This is a genomic window from Emticicia sp. CRIBPO, assembly GCF_009905725.1.
Lineage (GTDB): Bacteria > Bacteroidota > Bacteroidia > Cytophagales > Spirosomataceae > Leadbetterella.
This window is the reverse complement of record NZ_JAAAKV010000003.1, coordinates 451,091-474,844: the sequence shown is the minus strand read 5'-3', so window position 1 is coordinate 474,844 and position 23,754 is coordinate 451,091. Positions and strand designations below refer to the sequence as shown.

At 45.3% G+C, this 23,754-nt stretch carries 24 protein-coding genes; 14 read left to right on the top strand and 10 right to left on the bottom strand.

The window, feature by feature from the left end:
• The first annotated feature begins 34 nt into the window (after window positions 1-34).
• Both ruvC and GVN16_RS08800 read left to right on the top strand, forming a co-directional pair.
• Window positions 35-622, top strand: a complete 588-nt coding sequence (ruvC, locus tag GVN16_RS08805) for a crossover junction endodeoxyribonuclease RuvC (protein WP_166563495.1) — start codon at window positions 35-37, stop codon at window positions 620-622.
• A gap of 279 nt (window positions 623-901) precedes the next feature.
• Window positions 902-2,104, top strand: coding sequence for an FAD-binding oxidoreductase (locus tag GVN16_RS08800; protein ID WP_166563494.1), 1,203 nt, complete (start codon window positions 902-904; stop codon window positions 2,102-2,104).
• 35 nt (window positions 2,105-2,139) lie between these two features.
• On the opposite strand, the gene GVN16_RS08795 is transcribed toward GVN16_RS08800, so the two are convergent.
• The 3 genes from GVN16_RS08795 to GVN16_RS08785 all read right to left on the bottom strand — a co-directional run bounded on the left by GVN16_RS08795 (window position 2,140) and on the right by GVN16_RS08785 (window position 7,523).
• The gene (locus tag GVN16_RS08795) at window positions 2,140-4,590 is read right to left on the bottom strand and encodes a TonB-dependent receptor (RefSeq protein ID WP_166563493.1); all 2,451 of its coding nucleotides are present in this window, start codon (window positions 4,588-4,590) and stop codon (window positions 2,140-2,142) included.
• Between the two features lie 224 nt (window positions 4,591-4,814).
• Entirely contained in the window at window positions 4,815-7,136 is a 2,322-nt protein-coding gene (locus tag GVN16_RS08790) for a M56 family metallopeptidase (RefSeq protein ID WP_166563492.1), read from the bottom strand.
• 6 nt (window positions 7,137-7,142) lie between these two features.
• Entirely contained in the window at window positions 7,143-7,523 is a 381-nt protein-coding gene (locus tag GVN16_RS08785) for a BlaI/MecI/CopY family transcriptional regulator (RefSeq protein WP_166563491.1), read from the bottom strand.
• 245 nt (window positions 7,524-7,768) lie between these two features.
• On the opposite strand from GVN16_RS08785, the gene ddlA reads away from it, so the two are divergent.
• From ddlA to GVN16_RS08725, 12 genes are all read left to right on the top strand, one after another.
• Window positions 7,769-8,863 (top strand): D-alanine--D-alanine ligase, encoded by a 1,095-nt coding sequence (gene ddlA, locus GVN16_RS08780; protein WP_166563490.1) that lies wholly within the window; start codon window positions 7,769-7,771, stop codon window positions 8,861-8,863.
• Between the two features lie 5 nt (window positions 8,864-8,868).
• The gene (locus tag GVN16_RS08775) at window positions 8,869-9,339 is read left to right on the top strand and encodes a RidA family protein (protein ID WP_166563489.1); all 471 of its coding nucleotides are present in this window, start codon (window positions 8,869-8,871) and stop codon (window positions 9,337-9,339) included.
• A gap of 269 nt (window positions 9,340-9,608) precedes the next feature.
• Window positions 9,609-10,151 carry an RNA polymerase sigma factor gene (locus GVN16_RS08770; protein WP_166563488.1) on the top strand — a complete coding sequence of 181 codons (543 nt, stop codon included), beginning with the start codon at window positions 9,609-9,611 and terminating at the stop codon, window positions 10,149-10,151.
• A gap of 4 nt (window positions 10,152-10,155) precedes the next feature.
• Entirely contained in the window at window positions 10,156-10,485 is a 330-nt protein-coding gene (locus GVN16_RS08765) for a hypothetical protein (protein ID WP_166563487.1), read from the top strand.
• A 148-nt stretch (window positions 10,486-10,633) separates the two neighbouring features.
• On the top strand, window positions 10,634-10,894 hold the full coding sequence (locus tag GVN16_RS08760) for a hypothetical protein (RefSeq protein ID WP_166563486.1): 261 nt from the start codon (window positions 10,634-10,636) through the stop codon (window positions 10,892-10,894).
• 2 nt (window positions 10,895-10,896) lie between these two features.
• Window positions 10,897-11,076 (top strand): hypothetical protein, encoded by a 180-nt coding sequence (locus GVN16_RS08755; protein ID WP_166563485.1) that lies wholly within the window; start codon window positions 10,897-10,899, stop codon window positions 11,074-11,076.
• Window positions 11,077-11,111: 35 nt separating this feature from the next.
• The gene (locus tag GVN16_RS08750; protein WP_166563484.1) at window positions 11,112-11,531 is read left to right on the top strand and encodes an Hsp20/alpha crystallin family protein; all 420 of its coding nucleotides are present in this window, start codon (window positions 11,112-11,114) and stop codon (window positions 11,529-11,531) included.
• Between the two features lie 130 nt (window positions 11,532-11,661).
• Window positions 11,662-12,696, top strand: coding sequence for an acyltransferase (locus tag GVN16_RS08745; RefSeq protein WP_166563483.1), 1,035 nt, complete (start codon window positions 11,662-11,664; stop codon window positions 12,694-12,696).
• Between the two features lie 82 nt (window positions 12,697-12,778).
• Window positions 12,779-13,495: a DNA alkylation repair protein gene (locus GVN16_RS08740; protein ID WP_166563482.1), complete on the top strand. Its 717-nt coding sequence runs from the start codon at window positions 12,779-12,781 to the stop codon at window positions 13,493-13,495.
• Window positions 13,492-13,944, top strand: a complete 453-nt coding sequence (locus GVN16_RS08735; RefSeq protein WP_166563481.1) for a hypothetical protein — start codon at window positions 13,492-13,494, stop codon at window positions 13,942-13,944. The genes GVN16_RS08740 and GVN16_RS08735 overlap by 4 nt, the downstream gene beginning before the upstream one ends.
• Window positions 13,945-13,948: 4 nt before the next feature.
• Window positions 13,949-14,341 (top strand): hypothetical protein, encoded by a 393-nt coding sequence (locus GVN16_RS08730; RefSeq protein ID WP_166563480.1) that lies wholly within the window; start codon window positions 13,949-13,951, stop codon window positions 14,339-14,341.
• Between the two features lie 73 nt (window positions 14,342-14,414).
• Entirely contained in the window at window positions 14,415-14,615 is a 201-nt protein-coding gene (locus tag GVN16_RS08725; protein WP_166563479.1) for a hypothetical protein, read from the top strand.
• 224 nt (window positions 14,616-14,839) lie between these two features.
• On the opposite strand, the gene GVN16_RS08720 is transcribed toward GVN16_RS08725, so the two are convergent.
• The 7 genes from GVN16_RS08720 to GVN16_RS08690 form a co-directional block, all read right to left on the bottom strand.
• Window positions 14,840-16,114: a PAS domain-containing sensor histidine kinase gene (locus GVN16_RS08720; RefSeq protein ID WP_166563478.1), complete on the bottom strand. Its 1,275-nt coding sequence runs from the start codon at window positions 16,112-16,114 to the stop codon at window positions 14,840-14,842.
• A 4-nt stretch (window positions 16,115-16,118) separates the two neighbouring features.
• Window positions 16,119-17,495, bottom strand: a complete 1,377-nt coding sequence (locus GVN16_RS08715) for a sigma-54 dependent transcriptional regulator (protein ID WP_166563477.1) — start codon at window positions 17,493-17,495, stop codon at window positions 16,119-16,121.
• 229 nt (window positions 17,496-17,724) lie between these two features.
• Complete coding sequence (locus GVN16_RS08710) at window positions 17,725-18,891, bottom strand: ABC transporter permease (RefSeq protein ID WP_166563476.1); 1,167 nt, start codon at window positions 18,889-18,891, stop codon at window positions 17,725-17,727.
• 62 nt (window positions 18,892-18,953) lie between these two features.
• On the bottom strand, window positions 18,954-20,198 hold the full coding sequence (locus GVN16_RS08705) for an ABC transporter permease (RefSeq protein ID WP_166563475.1): 1,245 nt from the start codon (window positions 20,196-20,198) through the stop codon (window positions 18,954-18,956).
• Window positions 20,199-20,288: 90 nt separating this feature from the next.
• Window positions 20,289-20,951: an ABC transporter ATP-binding protein gene (locus GVN16_RS08700; RefSeq protein ID WP_166563474.1), complete on the bottom strand. Its 663-nt coding sequence runs from the start codon at window positions 20,949-20,951 to the stop codon at window positions 20,289-20,291.
• 15 nt (window positions 20,952-20,966) lie between these two features.
• Entirely contained in the window at window positions 20,967-22,415 is a 1,449-nt protein-coding gene (locus GVN16_RS08695; RefSeq protein WP_166563473.1) for a TolC family protein, read from the bottom strand.
• Window positions 22,416-22,425: 10 nt separating this feature from the next.
• Window positions 22,426-23,676, bottom strand: coding sequence for an efflux RND transporter periplasmic adaptor subunit (locus GVN16_RS08690; RefSeq protein WP_166563472.1), 1,251 nt, complete (start codon window positions 23,674-23,676; stop codon window positions 22,426-22,428).
• Window positions 23,677-23,754: the final 78 nt, after the last annotated feature.

The following is a 23,754-nucleotide window of genomic DNA, read 5'->3' as shown; positions in this document are numbered from 1 at the left end:
TCGGTTTTTTATATGCTTTCCGGCTTACTTGCAAATGATTAAGAATTTGGAATTGACTACAAAATTAAAGGAAAAAATCATATTAGGCATAGACCCCGGCACAAGAGTCATGGGCTATGGTCTTATATTGGTCAGAGGCAACGCTATTTCCGTCATACAATATGGTGTTTTAAGGCTTGAGAAATACGCTTCCCATGAATTAAAGCTCAAAAAAATATTTGAAAGAATCATACAACTCATTGATGAATACCTGCCCGACGAAATGGCGATTGAAGCTCCTTTTTATGGGGTCAATGTGCAATCAATGCTCAAACTGGGGCGGGCACAGGGCGTAGCGATGGCAGCGGCCTTGTCAAAAGAAATCAGCATTGTGGAATATCTGCCTAAAAAGGTCAAGCAAAGTGTCAGCGGAAACGGGAATGCTACCAAAGAACAGGTGGCTTACATGCTGGAACGACTACTGAATCAGAAACTTGAAACGCAATTCCTGGACGCCACCGATGCCCTGGCCGTGGCGGTCTGTCACTTTATGCACGCCAAAACGAAAGCTCTGACAGGAAATAACTCAAAGAAAAAAGGCTGGGATGCGTTTCTGGGTGAGAATCCGGAGAGGATTAAGTAGCGAGGAAGCCTTAGGCTGTAAGCTGTTAGCAATTAGCTGTTAGCTTCATTGAACACTCCCGGCCCTGAAGAGCCTGTTCACACAAACCGGGCCTTCAGAGTTTATCCCGAGTATCGGGACCCAAAAGTCCTTCGCTTTTTGCCCCGGCTTTCAAACCGGGGAATAGTTTTTTTAATTGGAAGGATAGTTAGTGAGAGAGGAAGTCCATTCTCCCCGTCCGACCTGACGGTCACGCCGGGCTGGCTTTTTCCATTTTCCAATCAAAAAACAACACATCCCATGGACTTAAGATCTGAAAATCCCTTCTGGTTATTGAAAAACGGGTTATTGAATACCTACCCTTCTCTCGAAGAAAACATTGATTGCGAAGTACTGGTGATCGGGGCCGGGATTACCGGGGCTCTGTGCGGTTGGCATCTGGCACAGGCCGGACTCGATGTGGTGCTGGTCGACAGACGTCATGCGGGTTTCGGGAGTACTTCTGCCAGCACTGCTTTACTGCAATATGAGATTGATACCCCGCTGTATGAATTAAGTGAGCTGATCGGTGAGAAAAACGCAGTTAAAAGCTACCTGATGTGCCTCGATGCCATTTATAAAATCAAAGACATAGCAGAACAACTCGGCGATGATACCTTTTGTCTGAAACCCAGTTTCCAATACTCCAGTTTTAAGAAAGACGAGGAAACCACAGAGCAGGAATACAAGATCAGGAAAAAACACGGATTCAAAGCGGATCTGCTGGGCCGGGATGACATCAAAAAAATGTTTGGTTTTGAGTCTGCTAACGGTCTTTATTCGGAGGACGGTGCCCAGGTTGATCCCTTTCACCTGACCTATAAGCTACTGGACGCCATTACCAAAAAAGGCGGAAGGGTGTATGATTCCACCTCAGTGACAACCCTCACCACCGGTGGTAAGTCGGCAGAGCTGATGACCGAACGGGGTAAAAAGATAAAAGCAAAACATGTGGTGATTGCCGCAGGATATGAGTCGCAGCGATACCTGCAGGAAGAAGTGGAAATCCTTAAGTCCAGCTATGTAATTGTGAGTGAGCCCTTTGTGCCTGTCAAAGAATTCTGGCACGAAAACGCCCTGATCTGGGAAACCGCCCATCCTTATCTTTACATGAGAACCACCGACGATCACCGTATTTTAGTGGGTGGCCTGGACGATGATTTCTACAATCCTAAAAAGCGGGACGCCGCCCTGAATAAAAAGAGCAGGCAATTGCACGAAAAGTTCATGAAACTGTTTCCCGGTTCTGTTTTCAAAACAGATTTCAGCTGGGCCGGTACCTTCACTGAAACCAAAGACGGTTTACCCTACATCGGACAGGTCAATTATCTCCCCAATTGCTGGTTTGCTTTAGGGTTCGGCGGAAACGGCATTACTTTCAGTCTGATTGCCGCAGAGATGATTACGGAAGCCATAGTCAAAAACAAAGCGAACATTCCCCCGTTTTTCGGGTTTGACAGATGATCCCGGTTTTGATCCGGAATCATCTACCTCTGAAATCAGTTCTTCACACGATTCTGCTCATCGTCTGCACTACCGCCGCCCTGCCTGGCTTTGGTTTTGAACGATTTGCCGAAACCGTAGGTGAAATTGATGCCCACTACCCTGCTGTCACCGATGTTGTTATAATCAGCGTAGGTGTTTTTCAGGTTATTGATTACCCCTTTATTGATTCTGGTATAAAAGATATCATTGATGGTCAGCTTCACGGTTCCTTTGTCTTTCAAAACTTTCTTCTGTATACCGGCACTCATCTGCCCGAACCCTCCCAGCTTGAACTGGGCGTACACCATACTGCCCCGGTAAAACCCGCTCAGTTCTGCACTCCAGCCGTTTTTAAACTTCAGTTTGTTGTTGATGGAAGCATAACCAAAATTACCGGATGATTCGAGCAATTGTCCGTACAACTGGCTGTTGAAAGTCATGTAGGCATATTGAGCATACACATTGGTGCTCAGCCATTTCGTAAAGTTAATGGTGGCATCCGAACTGAGACTGAAAGTGGTCCCTTTCCCGATGTTACCCGGGCGACTGAAATAGATCCGGTTGTCATCAATCTCGATGGTCTCACCGATGTTGTCCAGGTGTCTGGCATAAGAAAATGTGGTATTCAGAATGCTCTTAAAACTGTGGGTCAGCTCAAGGTTGTGCGAATAACTGGGCTTCAGAAACGGATTACCTGAATAAAACGTGAACTTGTCCAGCGGTCTCACAAACGGGTCAAGGTCCTGGTAATAAGGCCTGTTGATCCTTTTACCGTAAGAGAAGGTCAGCTGATTTCTGGAAGCACTGTCCAGTTTGTAAGATACAAACACGGTCGGAAACAGACTGGTGTACTTCCTGTTGAACTCAGAAGCAGGTTTTTCGGGATTTCCCAGCTGATTACCATCTGAAATGGTATGCTCCAACCTCAGACCTGACTGAAAAGCCAGGCGTTTGAAATTCTTATTGTAGTTCAGATAAGCAGCAGCGATGACCTCTTCGTATTTAAAGTGATTGCTGGTCTGATAATCAGGTTTGGTGACATTTTCTTTGGTGATGAAATAGTCCGCCTTGTTATCGGTGTTGGTCAGACTGGTTTTTACGCCCGCTTCAAACTTCGCATCGCCTTTCAGCGGCAGGGTATAGTCTGATTTGAAAGCATAAATTTTAATGGCCGCAGGGGTGATCCCAGTCAGTTTTTCACGGTCCGTCAGGGTATTTTCAGCGTTGTAGATATAATTCTCAAACGACTGGTCACGGTCGGTGTTGTACACAATATAATCAGCATCAACATTGATGGCCTGGCCGGTACTGTCAAACTGGTGTCTGAAATTGAAGTTGATGCCTTTATTTTTAAAGGTATTGTCCTGGTAATTGTCTGCCAGTACCAGCCCGGTAAGCACGTTCTCTACCGTTCTGAACTCACTCCGGTTGTCGATCTGCTCATTTGAAACACGGTTCAGCCCGTTTAAGACCACACCCCAGGTTGTTTTGTCTGTGGCATAATAATCCATCCCGACTTTGCCGTTAAAAGCCCCGTTGTTGCGGATAATCCATGAATTCTGATAAAAAACCGACTGCGGACTTCCATCCGGAAAGAAATACTTACGGTTGATATCCAGGTCGTTAAAACCCTCCACATAAGAATAACTACCCGTCCCGAAGATGTTGACCTTGTTATACCTGAAGTTAAAGTTAAGACTATGGTTGGTTTTCGGCAGCCTGCCCTGCTGATATCCGGTGTTAATGTTCCCGTTCAACCCCTTGATTTTTGTCTTTTTGGTTTTGATGTTGATGATCCCGGCATTTCCGGCGGCATCGTATTTGGCAGGCGGATTTTCCATGATCTCTATCTGCTCAAGTGTCCCCGCGGGCAAAGATTTCAGATAACTTTCCAGGTCTGAACCGGACAGATAGGTCGGTTTATCATCCACATAAATGACCACGCCCGACTTCCCTTTCAACTGAATGGCTCCGTTCTGGTCTACCGTGATACCCGGTGCACGCTCCAGCACTTCCAGGGCATTGTTTCCGGCGGTTGAAATAAAAGCATCCACATTGATGACCGTCCTGTCGATCTTTCTTTCAACAAAAGGCTTACTGGCCGACACCTTCACTTCTTTGAGTTCTTTTCCGTTGTCCCGGCTCAGCTGGATCACCTGGGTTTCGGTTTGTCCGCTGATGTTCAGCACTTTGCTGAAGTGTTTTTCGTAGCCCATGTTAGTGAGCATCAGCAGGTACTGACCTGCTGCCAGGGCATCGAACTCAAACTTTCCGTCGGCTTCCGTGATCGCGGTCTTGACCATTGCCGAGTCCCTGGCAGTCAGCAGCGACACAATGGCCCCGTCAAAAGGTTTCTTGTTTTCATCCAGCACCTGCCCTTTGACAGAGCCGGTGTTTTGTGCGTTGGTTTCCTGAAAGGAAAAGGTCAGAAGAAGGAGTAATTTTAATAAAAATAGCTTTTTCATAATTGTTAACATTGCGGCTCCGTTGCCGGGGCCTTTCGTGATTTTATAGTTTTTGAATAAGTTTTATGCATACAGCTTCTCAGGGCTGACATGGCTCTGGCTCTTTTTTGCAGGCGTTTCCGGCCTTCAAAAAGGAATACTTTTAATTTCAGAACAGGTGCAAACATTCCTGTGGCCCAGGGGTAGTCAACAGCTTTTTCATTTAACGTTTTATATTATACCTCTTATGGATTGATGATCGTGTAATTGTAATAGACTGCAGATTTCGGGGTTTTGATGTACTTTTCCTTCAGCCTTTTGTGGAGATCCTCCGGCTGCTTTTTGTTATTGACAATCAGCTCATTCGCATCAAGCTTGTAAGACAGCTCCGTCTTGCTTTTGATGGTATTTTCCTTCAACAAGTCTTCAATGACATCGTCGTTCAGTTTCATGACATCAAAGTCTTTGGGAATACTTTCAGACGCAAAACCCGTCTTCTTCCTCACATTACCGTGGGTATCGGTAATGGTGGTCTCAGACATCGATTTTTCAGTTGAGGTAAATAGTTTTAACGGTTCTTTAACTTTATGAGGAAGTGCTCCCATCTTCTCATAATCCGCTTTAGCCAGTGCGGCATGGCTACCGTTTGTGGTTTTACCTGTATAATCATTAGTATAAGGTTTATAATCAGGAGTCTGTGGACTAACCAGCGGCTGCAGGGTTGTATACCGGGCGTTTACAGGTTTGTATTCAGATGCGAGGGCCTTATAATCAGCACGCAACGGGCCAAGCTCTGAAACTTTAGGGTCTAAACCCCCGGGATTTTTCAAAGTGGCATCCGACTGGGCGTTCAGTTTTCTCATGTGATCCGCTTCTTCCTTTTTCAATTCATCCAGGATCTTACGCTCTTCTCCGAACTTCGCTTCCTTTTCCCGGTTATTGGCATTCATTTCCTGGTTAAGCCTGTCCATCATCATCGATATCCTGCTGAGGTATTTCCCGGTTTCTTCTTCAGGCACCGGCTTTCCGTCGATGGTAAATTTCACTACTTTCTGATCCCTGACTTCGACCTCCCAGCCGTCTCTGAAATAAAGCGTAGACTTGCCGTTGACTATGATGCCATCGCTGATTTTCAAGCCCTTATCCGTCATTTCTCCATCACCGCTTGCCTCTGCCCCATCCATCGTCATGATACTGCTTACGCCTTCCGGCTGATATTTTTTTGCTTCAGCAATCAGTTTTCTTACTGTAGGCAGATATGGCTCGCGGTCTTTTCCACTCAGCAACTTACCGTTTACTTTTAACAAACGGATATCCCCTGCCACCTGATAAAGTACCCGCTTGTGTTTGAAGAGGTAATTGACCTCATCTTTGCCCTGGTATTTTCCGGTGAATTGCATGGTGGTACCTTCTCCCACTTCCGCAGGTTTGTAATCACGTGCAAAATAAGGCGAAAGCGTATCGCTGTCCGTAATGGCCTGAGTCAGTTGCTGGTTGATATCTGCAGCCAGCTTTTTTATCGGGGCTTTGATCTCTTCTCCGCCCGAAAAAGCAAACAACAACAGCGTGGAAATAAACAAACTCAGAGATAAAAAAGCCTTTTCAAGTTTATTCAAAGACTTGTTGTTGCTGTAAAGTATGCGTTTGGCCCGGTTCAGCAAGGGTGTTTTCTCATGACCAAAACCCATACTCAGCTGATTAACGGTGAGGTTATACTCCTGGAAAGAAACCAGGGCCCGCACAAACCTGCTTTTGTTCTGAGTGACTGAGATCGCCAGGTCATCACAACAATTTTCCCGCTCTTCCCTGATCAGAGAAGACAACCAGAGCACACCCGGGTTAAAGAAGAAAATCACTTCTCCAAAACATTGGATAAAATTAATGATGTAGTCTTTCCGGCGGATATGGGCCAGTTCATGCAGCAAAATAGCCTCCACCTGGTCGGCAGACATATGACTCAGCATTCCGACCGGCACCAGGATCAGAGGCTTGATAAACCCTGTTACACTGGGCACCGACACCAGTCCGGACTCCATCAGTCTCACATATCTTTTTATCCCTATCAGCTGCCGCAACTCCGACAAACGCGTAATCCATTGTTCGGGCGGCGACTGCGTCCTGTAGTTTCTGAGGCGGTAAATATTCCCTAAATCACGGAGAATGCCGAAGCATTTTACGCTGAAAACCGCAAACCACAATAACACGATGAACACTGCATTGGTATTCAGGAAATCAACAGCCCTTTTGATGTTCCAGGATTGGGTAATGGCTTTTTCAGAAAGAACTTCAATAACAGCCATTTCCTGCTGCACAACATTATTTTCAGAACCCTGCACCAGTTTTGTGGTATTGACAAACCTGTTTTCACCTAATTGATAGAACAACGTCAACCCGGCTGAAATGATAAAACCGAAAAACAGCAGGCAAAGGAGATTATACCTGATTACTGAGGCAGATTTACGGGTGAATAATATCACCAGACCAGCCAGAACGGATAAAACCAGTCCCTGCCACAGAGAGTGGATCAATGTCCAGCTGATGGCTTTGAGTAAATGTTCGTAGTTCATAGCAGGTCAGGCGTTATTTTTGTCAAATTCGTCCAGCAAAGCCCTCAGTTCACTGATTTCTTCTTTCGAAGTCTTCTTGTTGCCCAGCAACTGCATCACGAGGCTGCTTGAAGAGCCGTTGTACATATTATCGACAAACTTTTCGAGCAGGAACTCTTTCGTCTGACCTTCCTCAATCAAAGGAATGTAGATATGTTTCATCTGGCTTTCATCACGGGTCAGCATTTGTTTCTCCGCCATAATCTGCATCAGTTTCAATGTAGAAGTATATTGAACGGCCCTTTTCTGTTCGTTGAGTTTGTCATTGACAAACCGGACGGTCGACGGCCCGTGGTGCCACAGCACCTGCAGGATTTCCAGTTCTGATTTTGTAGGTTCAATTTCCATAATTTGTAGCTTTTTATTTATTAACGAAACAAAGGTAGGAAAAATTTCGTACGAACAAACACCTAGGTTGATTTTTTTTTATTTTTACCGGAGAAAGGAGGATGAAAAAGAAGAAAGAAATATCATGTCCGTTTTCCATTTTCCATTGTCCTTTTCCCCATTCTCCAATATATTTCCACTTACTATTGGAGAATAAATCCCTTCTGTCTTACCTTTAGCGTCAAATAAGCGTAAAACCAATCAAAATGTCTAAAATAAAAGTCGCGATCGTTTTTGGTGGAAAATCCACAGAACATGAGGTTGCCCTGCAATCCGCAAAAAGCATCATCAATGCCATTGACAAACAAAAATATGAGCTATATCTTCTGGGCATAGATAAGTCGGGAAAGTGGCATTTCAATGATCCTGAAAATTATCTCAACAACCCTGACGATCCGAAATTAATACAATTGAATACCTCCGCTCCGGAAGTTATTCTGAGGACTGACGGAAAATCAGCGAACGTTACAGACGCAGCGTCAGGAGCGAAACTCGGGGAAGTGGACGTGGTTTTCCCGGTTATTCACGGGGCCTATGGCGAAGACGGCACCTTACAGGGGGTTTTGAGGGCACTTGAAATTCCTTTTGTGGGCGTCGATATCCTGGCTTCTGCTGTGGGTATGGATAAAGATATAGCCAAGAGACTGTGGAGAGACGCCGGCATTCCGATCGCTCGTTTTTTCACTTATCACAAACATCAGCTGGGCCAGCTGAGCTTCGAAACCGTTTCGGCGGAACTGGGCTTACCCATCTTCGTTAAACCTGCCAACGCCGGTTCGTCTGTGGGTGTAAGCAAGGTAACCGACGCTGCGGGTTATGAGAAAGCTATCAATGAAGCCTTCCAGTATGACCGTAAAATCCTGATTGAGGAAGCCATCGTAGGCAAAGAAGTGGAATGCTCTGTGTTAGGCAATGAAAACCCGAAAGCCTCTGTGATTGGTGAAATCGTGCCAACAAGGGACTTTTATTCTTATGAAGCCAAATATATCGATGCCGACGGAGCAGTCATGAAAATCCCTGCGGACATTACACCTGCCGTAAGTGATGCCCTCAGAGATGCTGCCATCAAAGCATTCTCGGCCATCGGAGGCGAAGGACTTTCCCGTGTCGATTTCTTCCTGAAAGCTGATAATACTTTCGTGCTGAATGAGATCAATACCCTTCCTGGATTCACCAAAATCAGCATGTACCCTAAATTATGGGAAGCAACCGGCCTTAATTACCCCGACCTGATTGACAGCCTGATTGACCTTGCCCTGGACAGACATAAGACCTTGTCGGCTTTGAAAACGGTGAGCTGAAAATTATGAAAACCATATTCCTGCTCCCCCTCTTACTGATCTCCATAACAGGCTTTAGTCAGAAAAAGGCTGAACCTGTCCGTTTCATCAACCCGGCAAAATCTCCGAAACCCAATGGCTATTCCCATGCAGCGGTGATTGACCTGGGCAACAGCTATATGGTGACGATGTCAGGACAGGTGGCACTGGACCAGCAGGGAAACCTTGTGGGTAAAGATGATGTGACCGCCCAAACGCGGCAGGTGTTCATCAACCTGAAAAACATCGTTGAGGAAGCAGGCGGGTCATTGGACAACCTGGTAAAACTTACCTATTTTATCCTTGACGTTTCCCAGATCCAGAAAGTGAGGAACGTCCGGGATGAGTTTATCAATGTACAACATCCTCCGGCCAGTTCCCTGGTAGAAGTGTCGAAACTTTTCCGGGCAGATATCCTGGTCGAGATTGAAGCGACAGCGATTATACCTAAGAAATAAGTAAATGACTGATTCTGAAAGAAGACAAAGTGATGTTAATCTCTGTTTTTTGAAGACGAAACATGAGACGAATAACCTTAAAACGGCCTGACAAAATCAGGCCGTTTTCTTTTGTTATGACCTCTTCCTGAAAATCTGCCAGTAAACATTCAGAATACCCACTCATCTGAAAATCAAATCACTGATAAAAAATCTTTCTACATTTGATCAGGATTTAAAGTAAAAATCCATTTGATTCGTCATCCTTATTTAGTACGAATACCATATTAATGATCGCTCAGAAAAGATTTTCCATTTCAGATACCATCCAGCAATTCGGTAAGAAATTGTTCGGCTTTATCCGTGGAAAAGTCCGGTCAAGAGAAGATGCCGAAGATATCCTGCAGGACGTATGGTACCAGCTCAGCAGTCTGACAGATGCCGAAGAGCTCGAAAACGTCAGTGCCTGGCTCTACAGGGTGGCCAGAAATAAAGTCACCGATAAGTACCGCAAGAAAACCACAGACGCTCTCGACGATTACGAAGACGACGAAGGTCCGGGTTTTAAAGAGATGTTACTCACAGATGAAAGCGAGAGCCCTGAACTGGCCCTTTTCAAAGAACATTTCTGGGAAGAACTCATGAAAGCCCTCGACGAGCTTCCTGAAAAACAGCGGGAGGTTTTTATCCTGAATGAAATAGAAGACCTGACATTGCAGGAAATTGCCGATCAAACCGGTGAAAACCTGAAAACGATCATCAGCCGTAAAGGCTACGCCACCAAACATTTAAGAAACCGGTTGAACTACCTTTACGACGAGCTAAATTTTTAAAATCATGGAAAGAAATTATTTTTATCACCGCAGGAAAAGAAGAGGCTTTTTTGCCTTCTTCATCTTAGCCGCTGTGGCTGTCAGTTCAGCGGCTGTCATGTGGCTGTGGAATGCCATATTACCGGATGTGCTGCATGTAACAAAAATCAATTACTGGCAGGCCCTGGGTATACTGGTGCTGAGCCGGATTCTTTTCGGGGGATTCCGTTTCGGGCCTCCGCGGGGCAGAAGACCGCCGTTCGCCAACCCTGAATTCAGACAGAAATTTATGGACATGAGCCATGAGGAAAGAGCGGCTTTCAAAGAAAAATGGAAAGAGCGTTGCAGAAGATAATTATCAATCAGAGCCATCAGTCACCCGATTGATGGCTTTTTTTATGCCCTCATCCAAAATATTGAAAATAATTTAAAGTAAAATTCCGGCTCACACGTCATCCATTACAGGGACATATTGTCCCGATTAATTTAAAAGAAAAAGCTCAATGACAAATTCAATTTTCAAATCCGTTCTGTTCGGGTTGCTCCTCGGAGCCGCCCTGTTTTTCCTGCCCGTATTTATCCTGGGCATTTTCATTTTCGCGACCATCGCCAGGCTCCTTTTCTTCAGAAGCATGAGAAGAAGGTACTGGGGAGCCTACCAGTTTGCAGACAGGGTCCGTTCTATGTCTGACGAGGAATTCCATCATTTCAGGAATCACGGAGGAAGAAGTAATCATCATCAACCCATAACCATCCATCTGTAATCATGAAAAGAAGACCCAGATTTTTCATCGTATTGGGCGTAGCTGCCCTTACTTTCGGTACGCTGGTGGCCACTTTAGGACCTGCCAGGTTCAATCACCATCTCGGACATCATTTCCGCTCCGGTCATTGTGAAAATACCGACCATAAGCAAGCCGAAAAGCCAGCAAAAGAGCAGTTGTAAGCTCATTATTTATTAACCAATAATCATCAGATAACATGTTTAATCAGCAAAATACAGCCGGCTGTGGTCCGGCATACAGAAGATCTTTCAGAGGTCACCATCCGTTTCATCACTTTTCAGTCATAAAAAGGCCCAAATACAATGTTCCGCTTAATATCACCGACCAGGAAACTGAGTTCGTTGTGCAGGTTTATGCCGTTGGATTTGCTAAAGAAGATATCAAAATAGCTGTCACTGAAGATGTACTTTACATCAGCGGCAGCAAGGAAATTGAGGGCAAACCCGAGTTCAGCTGGCAGGAGTTTCCAGTCAAAAACTTTGAAAGAACACTGAGCCTCAACGGAAAAGTGAAGGTAGAGGAGATTTCTGCCAAAAGTGAAAACGGGATACTCGTCGTCACACTTCCGAAGAACGAAAAAGGCTTGAAAAAGGAACAGACCATTACGGTCAATTAAAACAATTTTCCGCCGGATGAAAAACCTTCACGCTGATGTGCTTTATTTGCATCAGATTAAATCTGTGAGGTAACTAAGACGTACCAGAGATAATCCGGTACGTTTTTTTATTTCTGACCTGTAACAAAGCATGAAGAGACTTCACACGTTGGATTATCTCAGGGGGGCCATCGCCCTCGGAATTATGTCATATCACTATGCTGTCTGGACCAACGGCGTATTTACCGCCGATACCTTCATGGGCAGGCTGGGCATTTACGGTGTGGGCATTTTCTATCTTTTGAGCGGCCTGACCCTCCATTTTGTTTATTACGACAAAACAGAAATCAGCTTCAGAGCCCTCGGAAATTTTTTAAAGAAAAGATTCCTCAGACTTCTCCCCCTGCTTGGCCTGGTCACCCTGATTTCGCTGGTGCTCTATAAAAAAGAATTTGAGGTTCCTGATCTTTTCCTCAACCTCAGCGGGCTTTTTGGCTTTGTCAGATGGGACGTCTATTTCGCGACCGGGGCCTGGTCTATAGGCAATGAATTCGTTTTTTATGCCTTTTTCCCATTCTTCATGATTTTCGCAAAAAACTACAGGGCTTTATTGATTTTATTGTCGGTCGTTTTGTTTTCTCTATATCTGTATTACGCTTTTTATGCCTTAGACAGCCAGGTTGAATTAAGCAACCAATGGAGAATCTATACCAATCCGCTCAACCAGGTTTTCATTTTCATGGCCGGTTTTTTAACAGGTGTATTCCTGAAAGACAGGGAAATAGGCAATACGATAAGCCTTGCCCTGATTTTAATTGGTCTGGTGATTTTTATTTTCTATCCTGCTTCAGGCAATGTTGTTTCTTTGGTTACCGGCCCCGCCCGGCTGGCTTTCACCCTCAGTTGTCTGCTGATTTGCATCGGTTTTTATAAGTTAGACTACACACTGCCCGGTGTGCTGCATCATCCGCTCATATTTCTGGGAGATACCAGTTTCTCTATCTATTTACTCCACCCGATTGTTTACAGGCTCTGCGGAGATTTCCTGATTTACGTGAAAGGATTTTACCCGAAATTCCCGACCCAATACTGGCAGATCGGGGCCATGGCGGTCACATTGCTCGTCAGCTACCTGGTTTATGAATATTTTGAAAAGTTTTTCATGAAATTCGGTCGAAGTAAATGAAATTCTGAGATTTTCTGCCCGATGTCATATCACGTACGTCAACAGGAGCGTATCTTTAACCATTGATTAAAAAGATCTTCAAATGGACAAAGAAATCATTCTCAATCAGCTCAGAAAAGACCTCGAAAGCCAGATTGATTTAAAAATACAGGAAAGCGGCAAAGGCTTTTTCAAGGAAAAAATAAAACTCTACGGCATCAAAACCGGTATTGTGGTTAAAATATCCAAGGAGCATTTCAAGACTGTCAAAAAACAGCCCAAGGCCTTTATCTTCAGCTTATGCGATGATTTATGGGCCTCCGATTATCTCGAAGAATCCATCATTGCCTGCAATTGGTCCTACAGCCTGAAAAAAGACTTTAAACCGGGAGATTTCAAGGTTTTTGAACGCTGGGTTAACGAGGATGTCAACAACTGGGCGTCGTGCGACACCTTGTGTAATCATACCGTCGGTACGTTCCTTGACATGTATCCTGAGTTTTTGTCAGAACTGAAAACCTGGGCGAGATCAGAAAACCGCTGGACAAAACGAGCCGCCGCCGTATCACTGATCATTCCGGGCCGTAATGGCAAGTTCCTGAGCGACATCATCGAAATAGCTGATATTTTACTGCAGGACCCCGACGACCTGGTGCAGAAAGGTTACGGCTGGATGCTGAAAGCCGCCAGCCAGGCTCATGAACAGGAAATTTTTGATTACGTCATGAGCAAAAAGACGGTCATGCCCAGAACCGCTCTGAGGTATGCGATTGAAAAAATGCCGGCTGAACTGAAAACCAAAGCCATGTCAAAGTCATGAAAATGCCGCTGAGTGTTAAATGCCTGATTGCCCTACAACTTTTGCTTGGTCTTGGTGCCATTTATGGTGGTGGCTTGCTGACCTTTGACCCATCGGGAAACATGATCGGCATGCCGGTAAGTCTGCTTCAACACTCGCCCTTCCATAATTTCCTGATCCCCGGCATCATATTGCTGACTTTCCTGGGTTTTATGCCGCTGGGTATTGCCTGGGCCCTGATCACCCGTCAGAAATTTACGCCAGCCGAAAAACTGAATGTTTTTAAAGACAGGCACTGGGCCTGGACCTATTCTCTCTATGCGGGTTTTGCAACCATTATCTGGATCGCCGTGCAACTTTATTTTGTGAGGGAAGCCGGGGTGATTCATGTGGTTTATATTTTCTGGGGTTTGGTGATTCAGATTTTCACGATTTTGCCCAATGTTCAGGCTTATTACTTCAAAAATTAATTTTATGATTAAAAAAATCCCCTTCGAAACGGCGAGAAAAGCCCTGATGGTTATTTTTATATTGGTGGTTATCTTTCACGCTTTTGTGCTGGCGGGGTTGGTGCCCTCTGACATCGTCTGGGGCGGAAAATTTCAGAACCCGGAGGAGCTTAAGCGGTTTGAGGTAGTTTCCATACTCATTAATCTTCTTCTGCTTGGACTTGTGTTTACTCACCCGAAAACTACCAAAGACAGTACACTACGAAAAATCACTACCGGCTTACTCTGGCTGTTTGTAGCCCTGTTTTTCCTGAACACCATAGGCAATCTGTTTGCTGAAAACATACTGGAAACGCTGATTTTCACCCCGGTAACGTTCATTTCGGCTTTGCTTTGCTGGAGGATGGCGGTGAACTGAATTAATCATTAAAGTTTCGAAAGTATCCTTGTATTTATTACTTTTTTGTTTTTTTGTAAAAAAATAAATGTATATGAGTGCAATTGTTTTAGAAGGTAATTCATCACAAAATATTAAGCTTATTATCGCTCTTGCCGAAAAGCTAGGGATAAAAGCACATAAAATAACTGATGCACAATGGGAAGATCATATTCTTGCCACAGAGATAGAAAAGGGGATGAAAACGCAAACTGTTAAAAAAGAAGATGTTTTAAAAGCATTAGGAAAAAAATGAAAATTGCTTTTAAAAATAGTTTCTCTGAACAATCCAACAATTTTGATAATCTGCCTAATCTAAAAAAGTTAAAAGGCTACACATTATTACAGGATACGAACAGGGAACTACCGCATTGGGCTTAAATGGGAGGAAGATGATCAAACATTATATTTTGTAACATTTGACCATCGGAAGGATATTTATAAAAACTTTCCCTGAGACTATACTGACCATTCCTCCAGCTACCAGTTAATCCTGAACACTGTCCAGCCGCCTTCTTCTGTTTTGAGAGAGAAAGTGAATCCGTGGTTCATCAGGATGTCGCGGATAAGTGTGAGGCCGATCCCCTGGCCTTCGGGTTTACTGCTGAAAAACGGAGTAAACAGCCGCTGTTCCACTTCTTCAGGAATAGGGGCTCCGTTGTTCCGGATCAATAGGCTTGTCGTATCTGCTTCCACGATGATTTCCCGGCCGGGAACACAGGCTTCAATGGCATTTTTGATGATATTGACCAAAACCTGCTCCATTTGTTCCGTATCGATCTGCCTGTTCACGTGCTTAGCATTCTTAATTAACGTCAGGTTCAACCCTTTCGCCCGGGCCTGGACGGACATAAGCTGCACGATATTGTCGGTAAGTATAATGACATCTCCGGCCTCTTTGTTAGGCAACGGCAGCCTGACAATGTCTGCAAATCGACGCATAAAATGATTCAGCTTGTCATTCCTTTCAGTAGCAATCGTCAGGGCTTCCGACAGATCTGGATCTTTGACGTGGCTCCTGGTCACATTCAGGATAGAATTCACGGCCCCGATCGAGTTATTGATCTCATGGGCCATCATCCGGATCACCTTTCCGTAGGCTTTCTTCTCAGTTTCCATAATTTCGGCCGTCAGCTCCTCCACCATCAGGAAAGGTCTTGAAAAACCCCTGTCCAGGAAAAACGACCGCTGGATTTTATAAGTTTCAACCCCGTTGATCTGTACCGTTTTTGATTCTCCGTTTTCAACACTTATCAGGTGCGAGACAATCGGATGCTCCACGTTTACAAGTGGTCTGTTCAGAAAAGCATTGTCTTTGAAATGGAAAAGCTCCCTGGCCTTCGGATTCAGGTTGGTGATGTTATTGTCGAAATCCAGGATAATCACTGCAATGGGCGACGCCTGTATCAGTTTGTCCAGGAAATAATGTTGCTCCAGCACCTGCGTTCTTTCGGCTCTCAATTGCTCGATCATGGCATTGTAGACATCAATTAGCTGGTCCATTTCGAGTTTGCCTACTTTCCTGAACTTAACCGTAAAATCGCGGTCACGGATGGCTTCAATGCCGGTCATCAGGAACTTAAGCGGCTGAATAAAGTCATGATAGAGCTGAATCGCAATGAGCAGTGAAATCAGCACCAGCACTTCCGACAGGATAAAATAGAGTTTTTCTTCCTTCAGAAGCCAGAAGATGAGAAAGATGATCACCGCATGAACGATGACTACAAAAGTGATGTATTTGGTTCTGAGTGACAAGAGATTAATTTTCAGGATGATAGGGTATTTCGAACTTTTCGAGTCGCCTGTACAGAGCGAAACGGGTAATGCCGAGTGAACGGGCTACCTTCGAGACTTTGTACTGGTGAAACTCCATCGCTCTTTTGATCATCTGGAATTCCATTTCTTCCAGCGTCATGGTGCCCACTTCCGGCAAGGCTCTCAATGCAGCCGCACTGGTGCCTCCCGTGATGTTCTTTTCAAAATCATGGATCTGCAGTTCATCATCGGGTGTCAGTAAAACCGTTTTCTCCACCAGGTTTTTCAGCTGACGGATGTTGCCCGGCAATGACAAACTCCTGAGCCAGTGAATGGCCTTGGAGCTGATCCGCAGTTGCGGCCTTTCGTAAATTGTTTTAAGATTGTTTACAAACGAAACCGCCAGAGCAGAAATATCTTCAGGCCGCTCTCTCAGAGGCGGAAGTTTAACGGTAATCAGGTTGATCCTGTATAGCAAATCCTCTCTGAAAGTGTTTTTGCTGACCATTTCTTCCAGGTTCCTGTTCGTAGCACAGATGATCCTCACGTCTACCGTCTTGCTTTTGCTGCTTCCAAGAGGCTCAAAAGTACGGTCCTGCAACACCCTCAGCAACTTAACCTGGCTTGACAAATCCAAATCGCCGATTTCGTCCAGGAAAATAGTGCCTTTATTCGCCAGCTCAAACCGGCCAATCCTGTCCGACTTGGCATCGGTAAATGCTCCGCGGGTGTGACCGAAAAGTTCGCTTTCAAATAAAGTGGATGATACCCCTCCGAGGTTGACTTTCACAAACGGCTTGTTTTTACGTTTGCTGTTCTGATGAATGGCCTCTGCAATCAATTCCTTTCCTGTACCGCTTTCTCCCGTAATCAATACCGGAGCCTCGGTCACCGCCACCCTCCCGATCGTCTCCAGGATAGACAGCAACTGAGGGTCCTGCCCTACGATATGGTTAAAATCATATTTCTCATCCAGCTTTTGCCTGTCGGCAGACTGCGGTGTCTGCTGAGACAAATTAAGCGTCGTTTTGATAGATTGCAACAGATAATCATTTTGCCATGGCTTGGTAATGAAATCTTTTGCCCCGATTTTCATCCCTTCTACGGCCAGGTCGATGGTACCCCACCCGGTCAGCAAAATAACCTGAACATTTGGATGAGCCTTACGAATGATTTTCAGGGTTTTCATCCCCTCATCACCCGAGGTCTCTATCGAAAAATTCAGGTCCAGAATAATGAGTTCAGGTTTGTAATCCTGAATGATATCCATAGCCAGCACCGGCGAAGAAGTGGTCTTCACCTGGAAGCCATCCTGTTTCAGCAACAGGGTAAGCGAAGCCTGCACGGCTACATCGTCATCTATGATCAGTATTCTGGACATGTTTTTTAGCTTCAAGCCATAAGCCTTAAGCTGTAAGCTTTTTTTATCAATTAATATTCAACTATTTTATTTCCGGCCCGAAGGCCGGGGCAAAGGGATCAGGGTTTTCTGGCCTGAAGGCCAGGATTTTTCTTATTTGATCAGCCCTATTATTCAATCATCCTTCCTCAACTATCACAACTAAGGAAAAGATCTTATCGCTTATACCTTACCGCTTTTAAGCCAATAATCACTCCTCATGCAATGCCATGGCCGGTTGTATCTTCGCGGCCTGCCGGCTCGGATAATAGGAACAAAGCGTTACGATCAGGAAAATAATAAAGACCGAAAGCAAGATGGCGATGATGTATATCACCGGATCGAGGTCAAAAATACTCATAATCGGAAACTGAACGGCAAACAACAGACCGATAAAAATACCAAAAGCTGCGATTACCCACATTTCACCGACAAATTGGCTTTTAATACTACCTTCGGTAGCTCCGAGTGCCCTCCTTACCCCTATCTCTTCCCTGCGTCTGGCGATGTTGAGATTGAGGATACCAAACAGTCCCATGGCTACATTGATCAGCAAAAATACTGAGATGATCAGGAAAATGATCATCGGCACGAGAGAAAAATTGTGCTGATTTACCCTCTGATCCGACATGTAAGTGACTTCAACGGTCCAGTCTTTCGCCATCGCCCCCAGCTCCCTGATCATTTTTGCCTCAAAATTGGCATCTGTACCCGGCTTTACTTTGGCCAGAATGGTCTTTTCCCAACCACTCTTGCCATCCATCAGCACAAAAATAGCGGGTTTATCAGCAGTATACTCTCCTTTACCTTTAAAATAGTCTACCACACCCACAATCCTCCACTTGTCTTCATTCTCGCTGTCAAATACCTTTCCTACCGGGTTTTCCGTTCCAAATAAGGCGTCTCTCGTGGCCCGGTTGATCACCACCGGCGTATTTTTTGCTACCCTGTCTTCTCTGCCATACCATTTGCCCTGGATCAGGTTCAGACCCAGTGTCTTGGCAAAATGCTCATCCGTGTTATAAATATCAGACATGGTATGAGTTTTCTTGTATGAGATGCCCGTGTTGCTGTTGCTGAACGAGAAAGGGGAATTCCCGGACATCCTGGTGGCCGATTCCACCTCGTTGTAACCGGCCACTTTGCGATACAGCAGGTTCATTTTCCCCGCCACATCAGTAGTGTCCTGGTTGCTGCTGAAGTTTATCGTCCAGATCTTTTCATACTCAAAACCAATGGGTTTGAGATAATTCCCCATATTATAGGTAACGAGGCTCATCACCCCGAACAGCACCAGAAATGAAGCCAGTATCTCGACGATCAGCAGCGTATGGCTCCTTTTTTTATTCCATATCAGTTTAATCAGGTGTCGTATCATGATTCTTTATTTTTAATTAGCGGTTACTCACCGCCAACAGTTAATTTTTTATTTAAAATTTCTTATGCACTTTTGAGGGCATCAATCACCTTCATTTTTGACATCCTGAAAGCCGGCACCACTCCTGACAGCAAACCAAAAACGAAACAGACCACCAGACTGACTCCGAATACATAGAAGTTAATCGTCAGGTCGGCATGCAGTATGAGACCGCTTCCATTGAAAATCATGATGAAAATGAAAGTAAGGATCAGGGCCAGGAACCCGCCTATGAGGGTAATGAAGATGTTCTCTACGATAAACTGCCAGGCGAGAGTCTTCACCGGGGCACCAAATGCCTTTCTTATGCCGATCTCCGAGGCCCTTTCCATAATCCGGCTGACGTTCAGGTTGATCAGGTTGATAGCCGGCAACCCCATAAGCATCAGCATCACCAATGCTACAATGATGTAAAATGTGTTACCGACCGTCGTACGGAGCAGGGGTTTCACCATGTTGTCGACGTATTTTTCTGCGGTTACTTCGAGTACGGAGTATTTAAAGCCGTCTTCATTAGCGGGCAATGGAAACCTGGCAATTACATCATTAAATTCCTCCTGTATTTTCGGCATATCAGATGTGTTCTTTGCCAGCACAATAGCATAGAAGTTCCCTCTGAACCATTTGCTCTGAAAATTACTTTTGGGCATATTGTAAGGAAAAAACACTTCAGAATAGGTCATAAAACGCGTTACAGGGCTTGATTTCACCACGCCGATCACCTTGTACTTCTCATTTTCAATTTCAATGACCTTGCCTACAGCGGGTTCGTTTTCGTTTTCAAAGTACTCTCTCTTGACGAGGTCGGTGATAACCGCTACTTTGTCGCCGTTGGCAATATTCTGTTCGTTAAAGGGCTTCCCTTCCAGGAACTCGAATGTGGCCACTTTCCAGAAATCGGGGTCACAATATTTGGTGCTGACTTTGATCCTCTTCCCGTTAACATAGGTGTTGGCTGCAGTGCTCATCGAACAGATGCCTACTCTTTCCGGGGTTTTGAGCGTTTTAACAAACTGTGTCAGAAATTTGTAGGACATGGGCCCGCTTTGCATCGAGGTCCCGGACGAATCCTGCTGGGTCATGTTCCAGATATAAAGCGATCTTCCTCTGTTTTCTTCAGGATAATGATTCCCGACGAGGTGGTCCAGGAATGAAGTAAGCACCATCAGCACGGTCAGAGTCATGGTAATCCCGAACAGGGTGATAAAGGTATAGAACGGGTGCCTCAGGAGGACTTTCCAGGCGATTTTTATATAATTGAGTATCATAATAGTTAATTTTGAATGATTGAATGACTCAATGACGGAATATCAGGATCCTTTCATTTCTTTTTCAATCCGGTTGAAATTTTATTGTAATCAGGACACCTGTGAGCCGTCAAAGAGGCGGATGAGGCGATGGGTCTTTTTGGCCATGCTTTCATCGTGGGTAACCATGATGATGGTGCTGCCTTCGGCGTTCAACTGAAGCAGGATGTTCAGGATTTCATTTCCCATGGCACTGTCCAGGTTACCTGTCGGCTCATCTGCCAGGATAATTTCCGGATTGCCTACTATGGCTCTTGCAATCGCCACCCTTTGTTTTTGCCCCCCCGAAAGCTGGGTCGGAAAATGCTTCATCCTGTTGCTCAGACCTACTTTTTCAAGGGCTTCGCGGGCAGCGTCCCTGCGGCTTTTGTTGGTTGAAGGCCTGTAAAGCAAAGGTATTTCAACGTTGTCGATCACACTCAGGTCGTTGATCAGGTGAAAACTCTGAAAAATGAAACCGATCTTCTGGTTTCTCAGATGAGCCAGCTCCTTGTCCCTGTATTTCCCGACTTGCTGTCCGCCGATTTCAACGGAGCCGGAAGAGGGCTCATCCAAAAGCCCCATGACATTCAGCAGCGTACTTTTTCCGCATCCAGACGGCCCCATGATAGACACAAAGTCTCCTTTTTTGATGTCGATGTTGATGTTGTTGAGAGCCAGCGTCTCAATCGTACTTGTCCGGTAAACCTTCTCAATGTTTGTTAGCTTTATCATAATTTGTTTATTGTTTTAATTTTTATCCAGAGTCTGATTTGTTTCAAAATCGTAAAGTGTTAAATATCTTAAGGTATAATAGGCCCGCCAGTAATCTCTCAAAGCCACAATATAATCTCTTTTGGCCCTGTCTTTTTCCTGCAGGGCAATACCCAGGTCCGTAATGCTGAGGTCGCTCAGGATAAACCTGTCCTGGGCAATCTGGTACCTCGTGGCAGCTATCTGATCGGTTTCGGCGGTCAGTTTCACCTGGCTCTGCAACATGTCAAACAAAGCCACCTGGGTATAAATTTCCTGCTCAAAAGTCAGTTTTTCCTGCTCCACCGTCTGCCTGGTCAGTTCCAGGTTGGCTTTGGCCGTTTCGGTCCTTGATTTTGACCTGCCCCAGTCCATGATCGGTAAATTGAACTGTATCTCCACAAACTCCCTGTCTTGTGGGTTACGGTAAACATCCAGCGGTCTGTTGCCTCTGTTCGATAAGCCGAAAGCCATGTTCAATGAAGCGTTGAGCCCGTTTTCTGCCTTGGCCTTGTTCAGGTCTCTTTCTGATTCCAGCATCTTCCTGCGGAATGCGATGGCGTCTGCCCGGTTTTTAAAGGCTTCATTAATGGCTTTTCTGACATCTACATTGAACTCCCTGATCTGAAACGGGATAGCGAGGTCCAGCCTTGTCTCGTCCCTGTAACCGATAAAAGACTTCAGCTGCAGCATAGACACCTCCACCTCCTGCCGGGCTGAGGCAAGGTCTTTCTGAGCGTTCAGCACGGTCAGCCTGAGCTGGAGAAGGTCATTCTGCGATATTTTACCCAAAACCAGTCTTTCCTGGGCTATTTTGTAAAGTGTATCGTTGTTTTTGAGGTTCTTTTCTGCAATCTGGTGGTTGACCTGGGCCACCAGCAGGTCAAAATAATAGCTGCTTACATTCATGGCCACCTGTTCCATTGATTCCAGGTAGTTCTGAAGGCTTTCATTATATTTCAGCGGCTCTATCTTCTTGTCCCATCTCATCTGGTTAAACCTGAAAAGGGGTTGAGAAAGCCCGAAAGCGAGAGGAACGCCGTTGTAAAGGGTCGTTTTGCGATCAAAATCATCAAACCTCTGGATCTGCTTTTGCACAAAGACGGTTCCGCCGGTTTTGGAAATACTCTGGCTCAGCGACAGATTCAGAGAAGAGTTGTTGTTGGAGACCGACTGAAAAGCCACGGTTCCGTCCGGTTGTCTTACTTCAATAAATGACCTGGTAAAGCTCGGTAAAGAGCCGTTCAGGCTCAGTTGCGGCTTAAAATCCGACGCGAAAGTCCGCCACCGCCAGTAATCGGTTTGTTTTTGAGTCGAAGCCTGTTTGGAGGCAATCGACTTGTCCCTGGCCATCAAAACGGCTTGTTCCAGGGTAAGTTCATTCTTTTGTGCCTGAGCGAAAGAAATCAGCAGGACCAGGTTAAAAAGGAGATATAGCTTTTTCATAAGGTGTAGGTTATTTCTGGTTTATCCTGATCTCGTTAAGATGCTCAAACTGACTCAGATCCGATACGATCACTTTCTCGCCGGGTTGTAAACCACTTTTGATCTCTACAAAATCAAAGCTTGAAAGTCCGGTTTCCACCTCCCTGCGTTTGCCGACACCGTTTTCCAACACAAATACATAGGTCTTCCTTTTACCATTGAATGCAGGCCCGTTCATCACCCTGACGGCTTTTTCAACCCTCTTCGTAACAATAAACACTTCTACCTTCATATTGGGCCTTAAAGCCGCATTCCTGTTGTCATCCAGCTGGACAGAGAACTGCATGATCCCGTTCTCCACCGAAGGCTTGATCTGGGTAACCATGCCCCTCAGATCGGTTTCATTGATTCTGACGATCACCGGTAAGCCGACTTTCAGCTGGTCTGCATAAACATCCGAGCATGAGCCTTCGATGCGAAAACTGCCCAGATCGGCCAGCCTGGCCAGCATTTCTCCCTCATTGACGGCGGTCCCGATTTTGTCGTTAACCCAGGTCAGCACCCCGGAGCGGTCTGCGACGATGTCTGCCATTTTGAGTTTATGCTCCATTTCTTTCAGGTTCTTGCTTTCGATCTGGGCGTTCAGTTGTGACTCCCTCACATTCGCCCCTACCGATTTACGGTTATAAGCCAGTTCGTTTTCAAGCTGGGCTTTTTCATACTCGGCTATTTTCAGGTTGTTCTCGGCTTTGGTCACATCTTCCTGTGTTCTGCCTCCTACTTTCTGAAGTCTTTTGATATCTTCCAGCTCAGCTTTAAGGCGATTGATAGTCAGCGACTTGATCCTGTCATTTATATCGGCGTCATAAATCTTTTTGTCGAGATCCATCTTCAGTTTATCAACGCTGTTGAGTTTTAAGGCCAGCTGGTCTTTGAGTTTTTCCAGTTCGATTAAAGTAAGCGACTTGTCAAGAGAAACAATAGGCTGCCCCGTTTTCACCTGTGAGCCCGGCGTAAAAAACACCTGTTTGATGCTGGCCCGGATCGGGCTGGTGATGACTTGCTCAAAAGCCGGGATGACCTCACCTGTGGCCGTCAGCGTGTTTTCAACGTTGCCGGTTTCGACTACAGCCACCCTGATTTTTGAAGACTCAACAGAACTCTGAAGTGAATTGCGAAAGTAGTAAATTCCTCCTGCCAGCAGGGCCACGCCGGCTAAACCAACCGCTATGTTTTTTATTTTCTTCCTGTTAATGGTATATTGCGACAATTCTCTGTCCATGGTATCAAAATAGTTTTTTCATCATTTGCGAAGGGATTGTTCCGGTGGTTCCGGACCTGTTCGTCAATAAGTTGTTTC

Coding starts and splice junctions, on each gene's coding strand:
- ruvC (WP_166563495.1), top strand. CDS start 35: ATGATTAAGAATTTGGAATTGACTACAAAATTAAAGGAAAAAATCATA.
- GVN16_RS08800 (WP_166563494.1), top strand. CDS start 902: ATGGACTTAAGATCTGAAAATCCCTTCTGGTTATTGAAAAACGGGTTA.
- GVN16_RS08795 (WP_166563493.1), bottom strand. CDS start 4,590: ATGAAAAAGCTATTTTTATTAAAATTACTCCTTCTTCTGACCTTTTCC.
- GVN16_RS08790 (WP_166563492.1), bottom strand. CDS start 7,136: ATGAACTACGAACATTTACTCAAAGCCATCAGCTGGACATTGATCCAC.
- GVN16_RS08785 (WP_166563491.1), bottom strand. CDS start 7,523: ATGGAAATTGAACCTACAAAATCAGAACTGGAAATCCTGCAGGTGCTG.
- ddlA (WP_166563490.1), top strand. CDS start 7,769: ATGTCTAAAATAAAAGTCGCGATCGTTTTTGGTGGAAAATCCACAGAA.
- GVN16_RS08775 (WP_166563489.1), top strand. CDS start 8,869: ATGAAAACCATATTCCTGCTCCCCCTCTTACTGATCTCCATAACAGGC.
- GVN16_RS08770 (WP_166563488.1), top strand. CDS start 9,609: ATGATCGCTCAGAAAAGATTTTCCATTTCAGATACCATCCAGCAATTC.
- GVN16_RS08765 (WP_166563487.1), top strand. CDS start 10,156: ATGGAAAGAAATTATTTTTATCACCGCAGGAAAAGAAGAGGCTTTTTT.
- GVN16_RS08760 (WP_166563486.1), top strand. CDS start 10,634: ATGACAAATTCAATTTTCAAATCCGTTCTGTTCGGGTTGCTCCTCGGA.
- GVN16_RS08755 (WP_166563485.1), top strand. CDS start 10,897: ATGAAAAGAAGACCCAGATTTTTCATCGTATTGGGCGTAGCTGCCCTT.
- GVN16_RS08750 (WP_166563484.1), top strand. CDS start 11,112: ATGTTTAATCAGCAAAATACAGCCGGCTGTGGTCCGGCATACAGAAGA.
- GVN16_RS08745 (WP_166563483.1), top strand. CDS start 11,662: ATGAAGAGACTTCACACGTTGGATTATCTCAGGGGGGCCATCGCCCTC.
- GVN16_RS08740 (WP_166563482.1), top strand. CDS start 12,779: ATGGACAAAGAAATCATTCTCAATCAGCTCAGAAAAGACCTCGAAAGC.
- GVN16_RS08735 (WP_166563481.1), top strand. CDS start 13,492: ATGAAAATGCCGCTGAGTGTTAAATGCCTGATTGCCCTACAACTTTTG.
- GVN16_RS08730 (WP_166563480.1), top strand. CDS start 13,949: ATGATTAAAAAAATCCCCTTCGAAACGGCGAGAAAAGCCCTGATGGTT.
- GVN16_RS08725 (WP_166563479.1), top strand. CDS start 14,415: ATGAGTGCAATTGTTTTAGAAGGTAATTCATCACAAAATATTAAGCTT.
- GVN16_RS08715 (WP_166563477.1), bottom strand. CDS start 17,495: ATGTCCAGAATACTGATCATAGATGACGATGTAGCCGTGCAGGCTTCG.
- GVN16_RS08710 (WP_166563476.1), bottom strand. CDS start 18,891: ATGATACGACACCTGATTAAACTGATATGGAATAAAAAAAGGAGCCAT.
- GVN16_RS08705 (WP_166563475.1), bottom strand. CDS start 20,198: ATGATACTCAATTATATAAAAATCGCCTGGAAAGTCCTCCTGAGGCAC.
- GVN16_RS08700 (WP_166563474.1), bottom strand. CDS start 20,951: ATGATAAAGCTAACAAACATTGAGAAGGTTTACCGGACAAGTACGATT.
- GVN16_RS08695 (WP_166563473.1), bottom strand. CDS start 22,415: ATGAAAAAGCTATATCTCCTTTTTAACCTGGTCCTGCTGATTTCTTTC.
- GVN16_RS08690 (WP_166563472.1), bottom strand. CDS start 23,676: ATGGACAGAGAATTGTCGCAATATACCATTAACAGGAAGAAAATAAAA.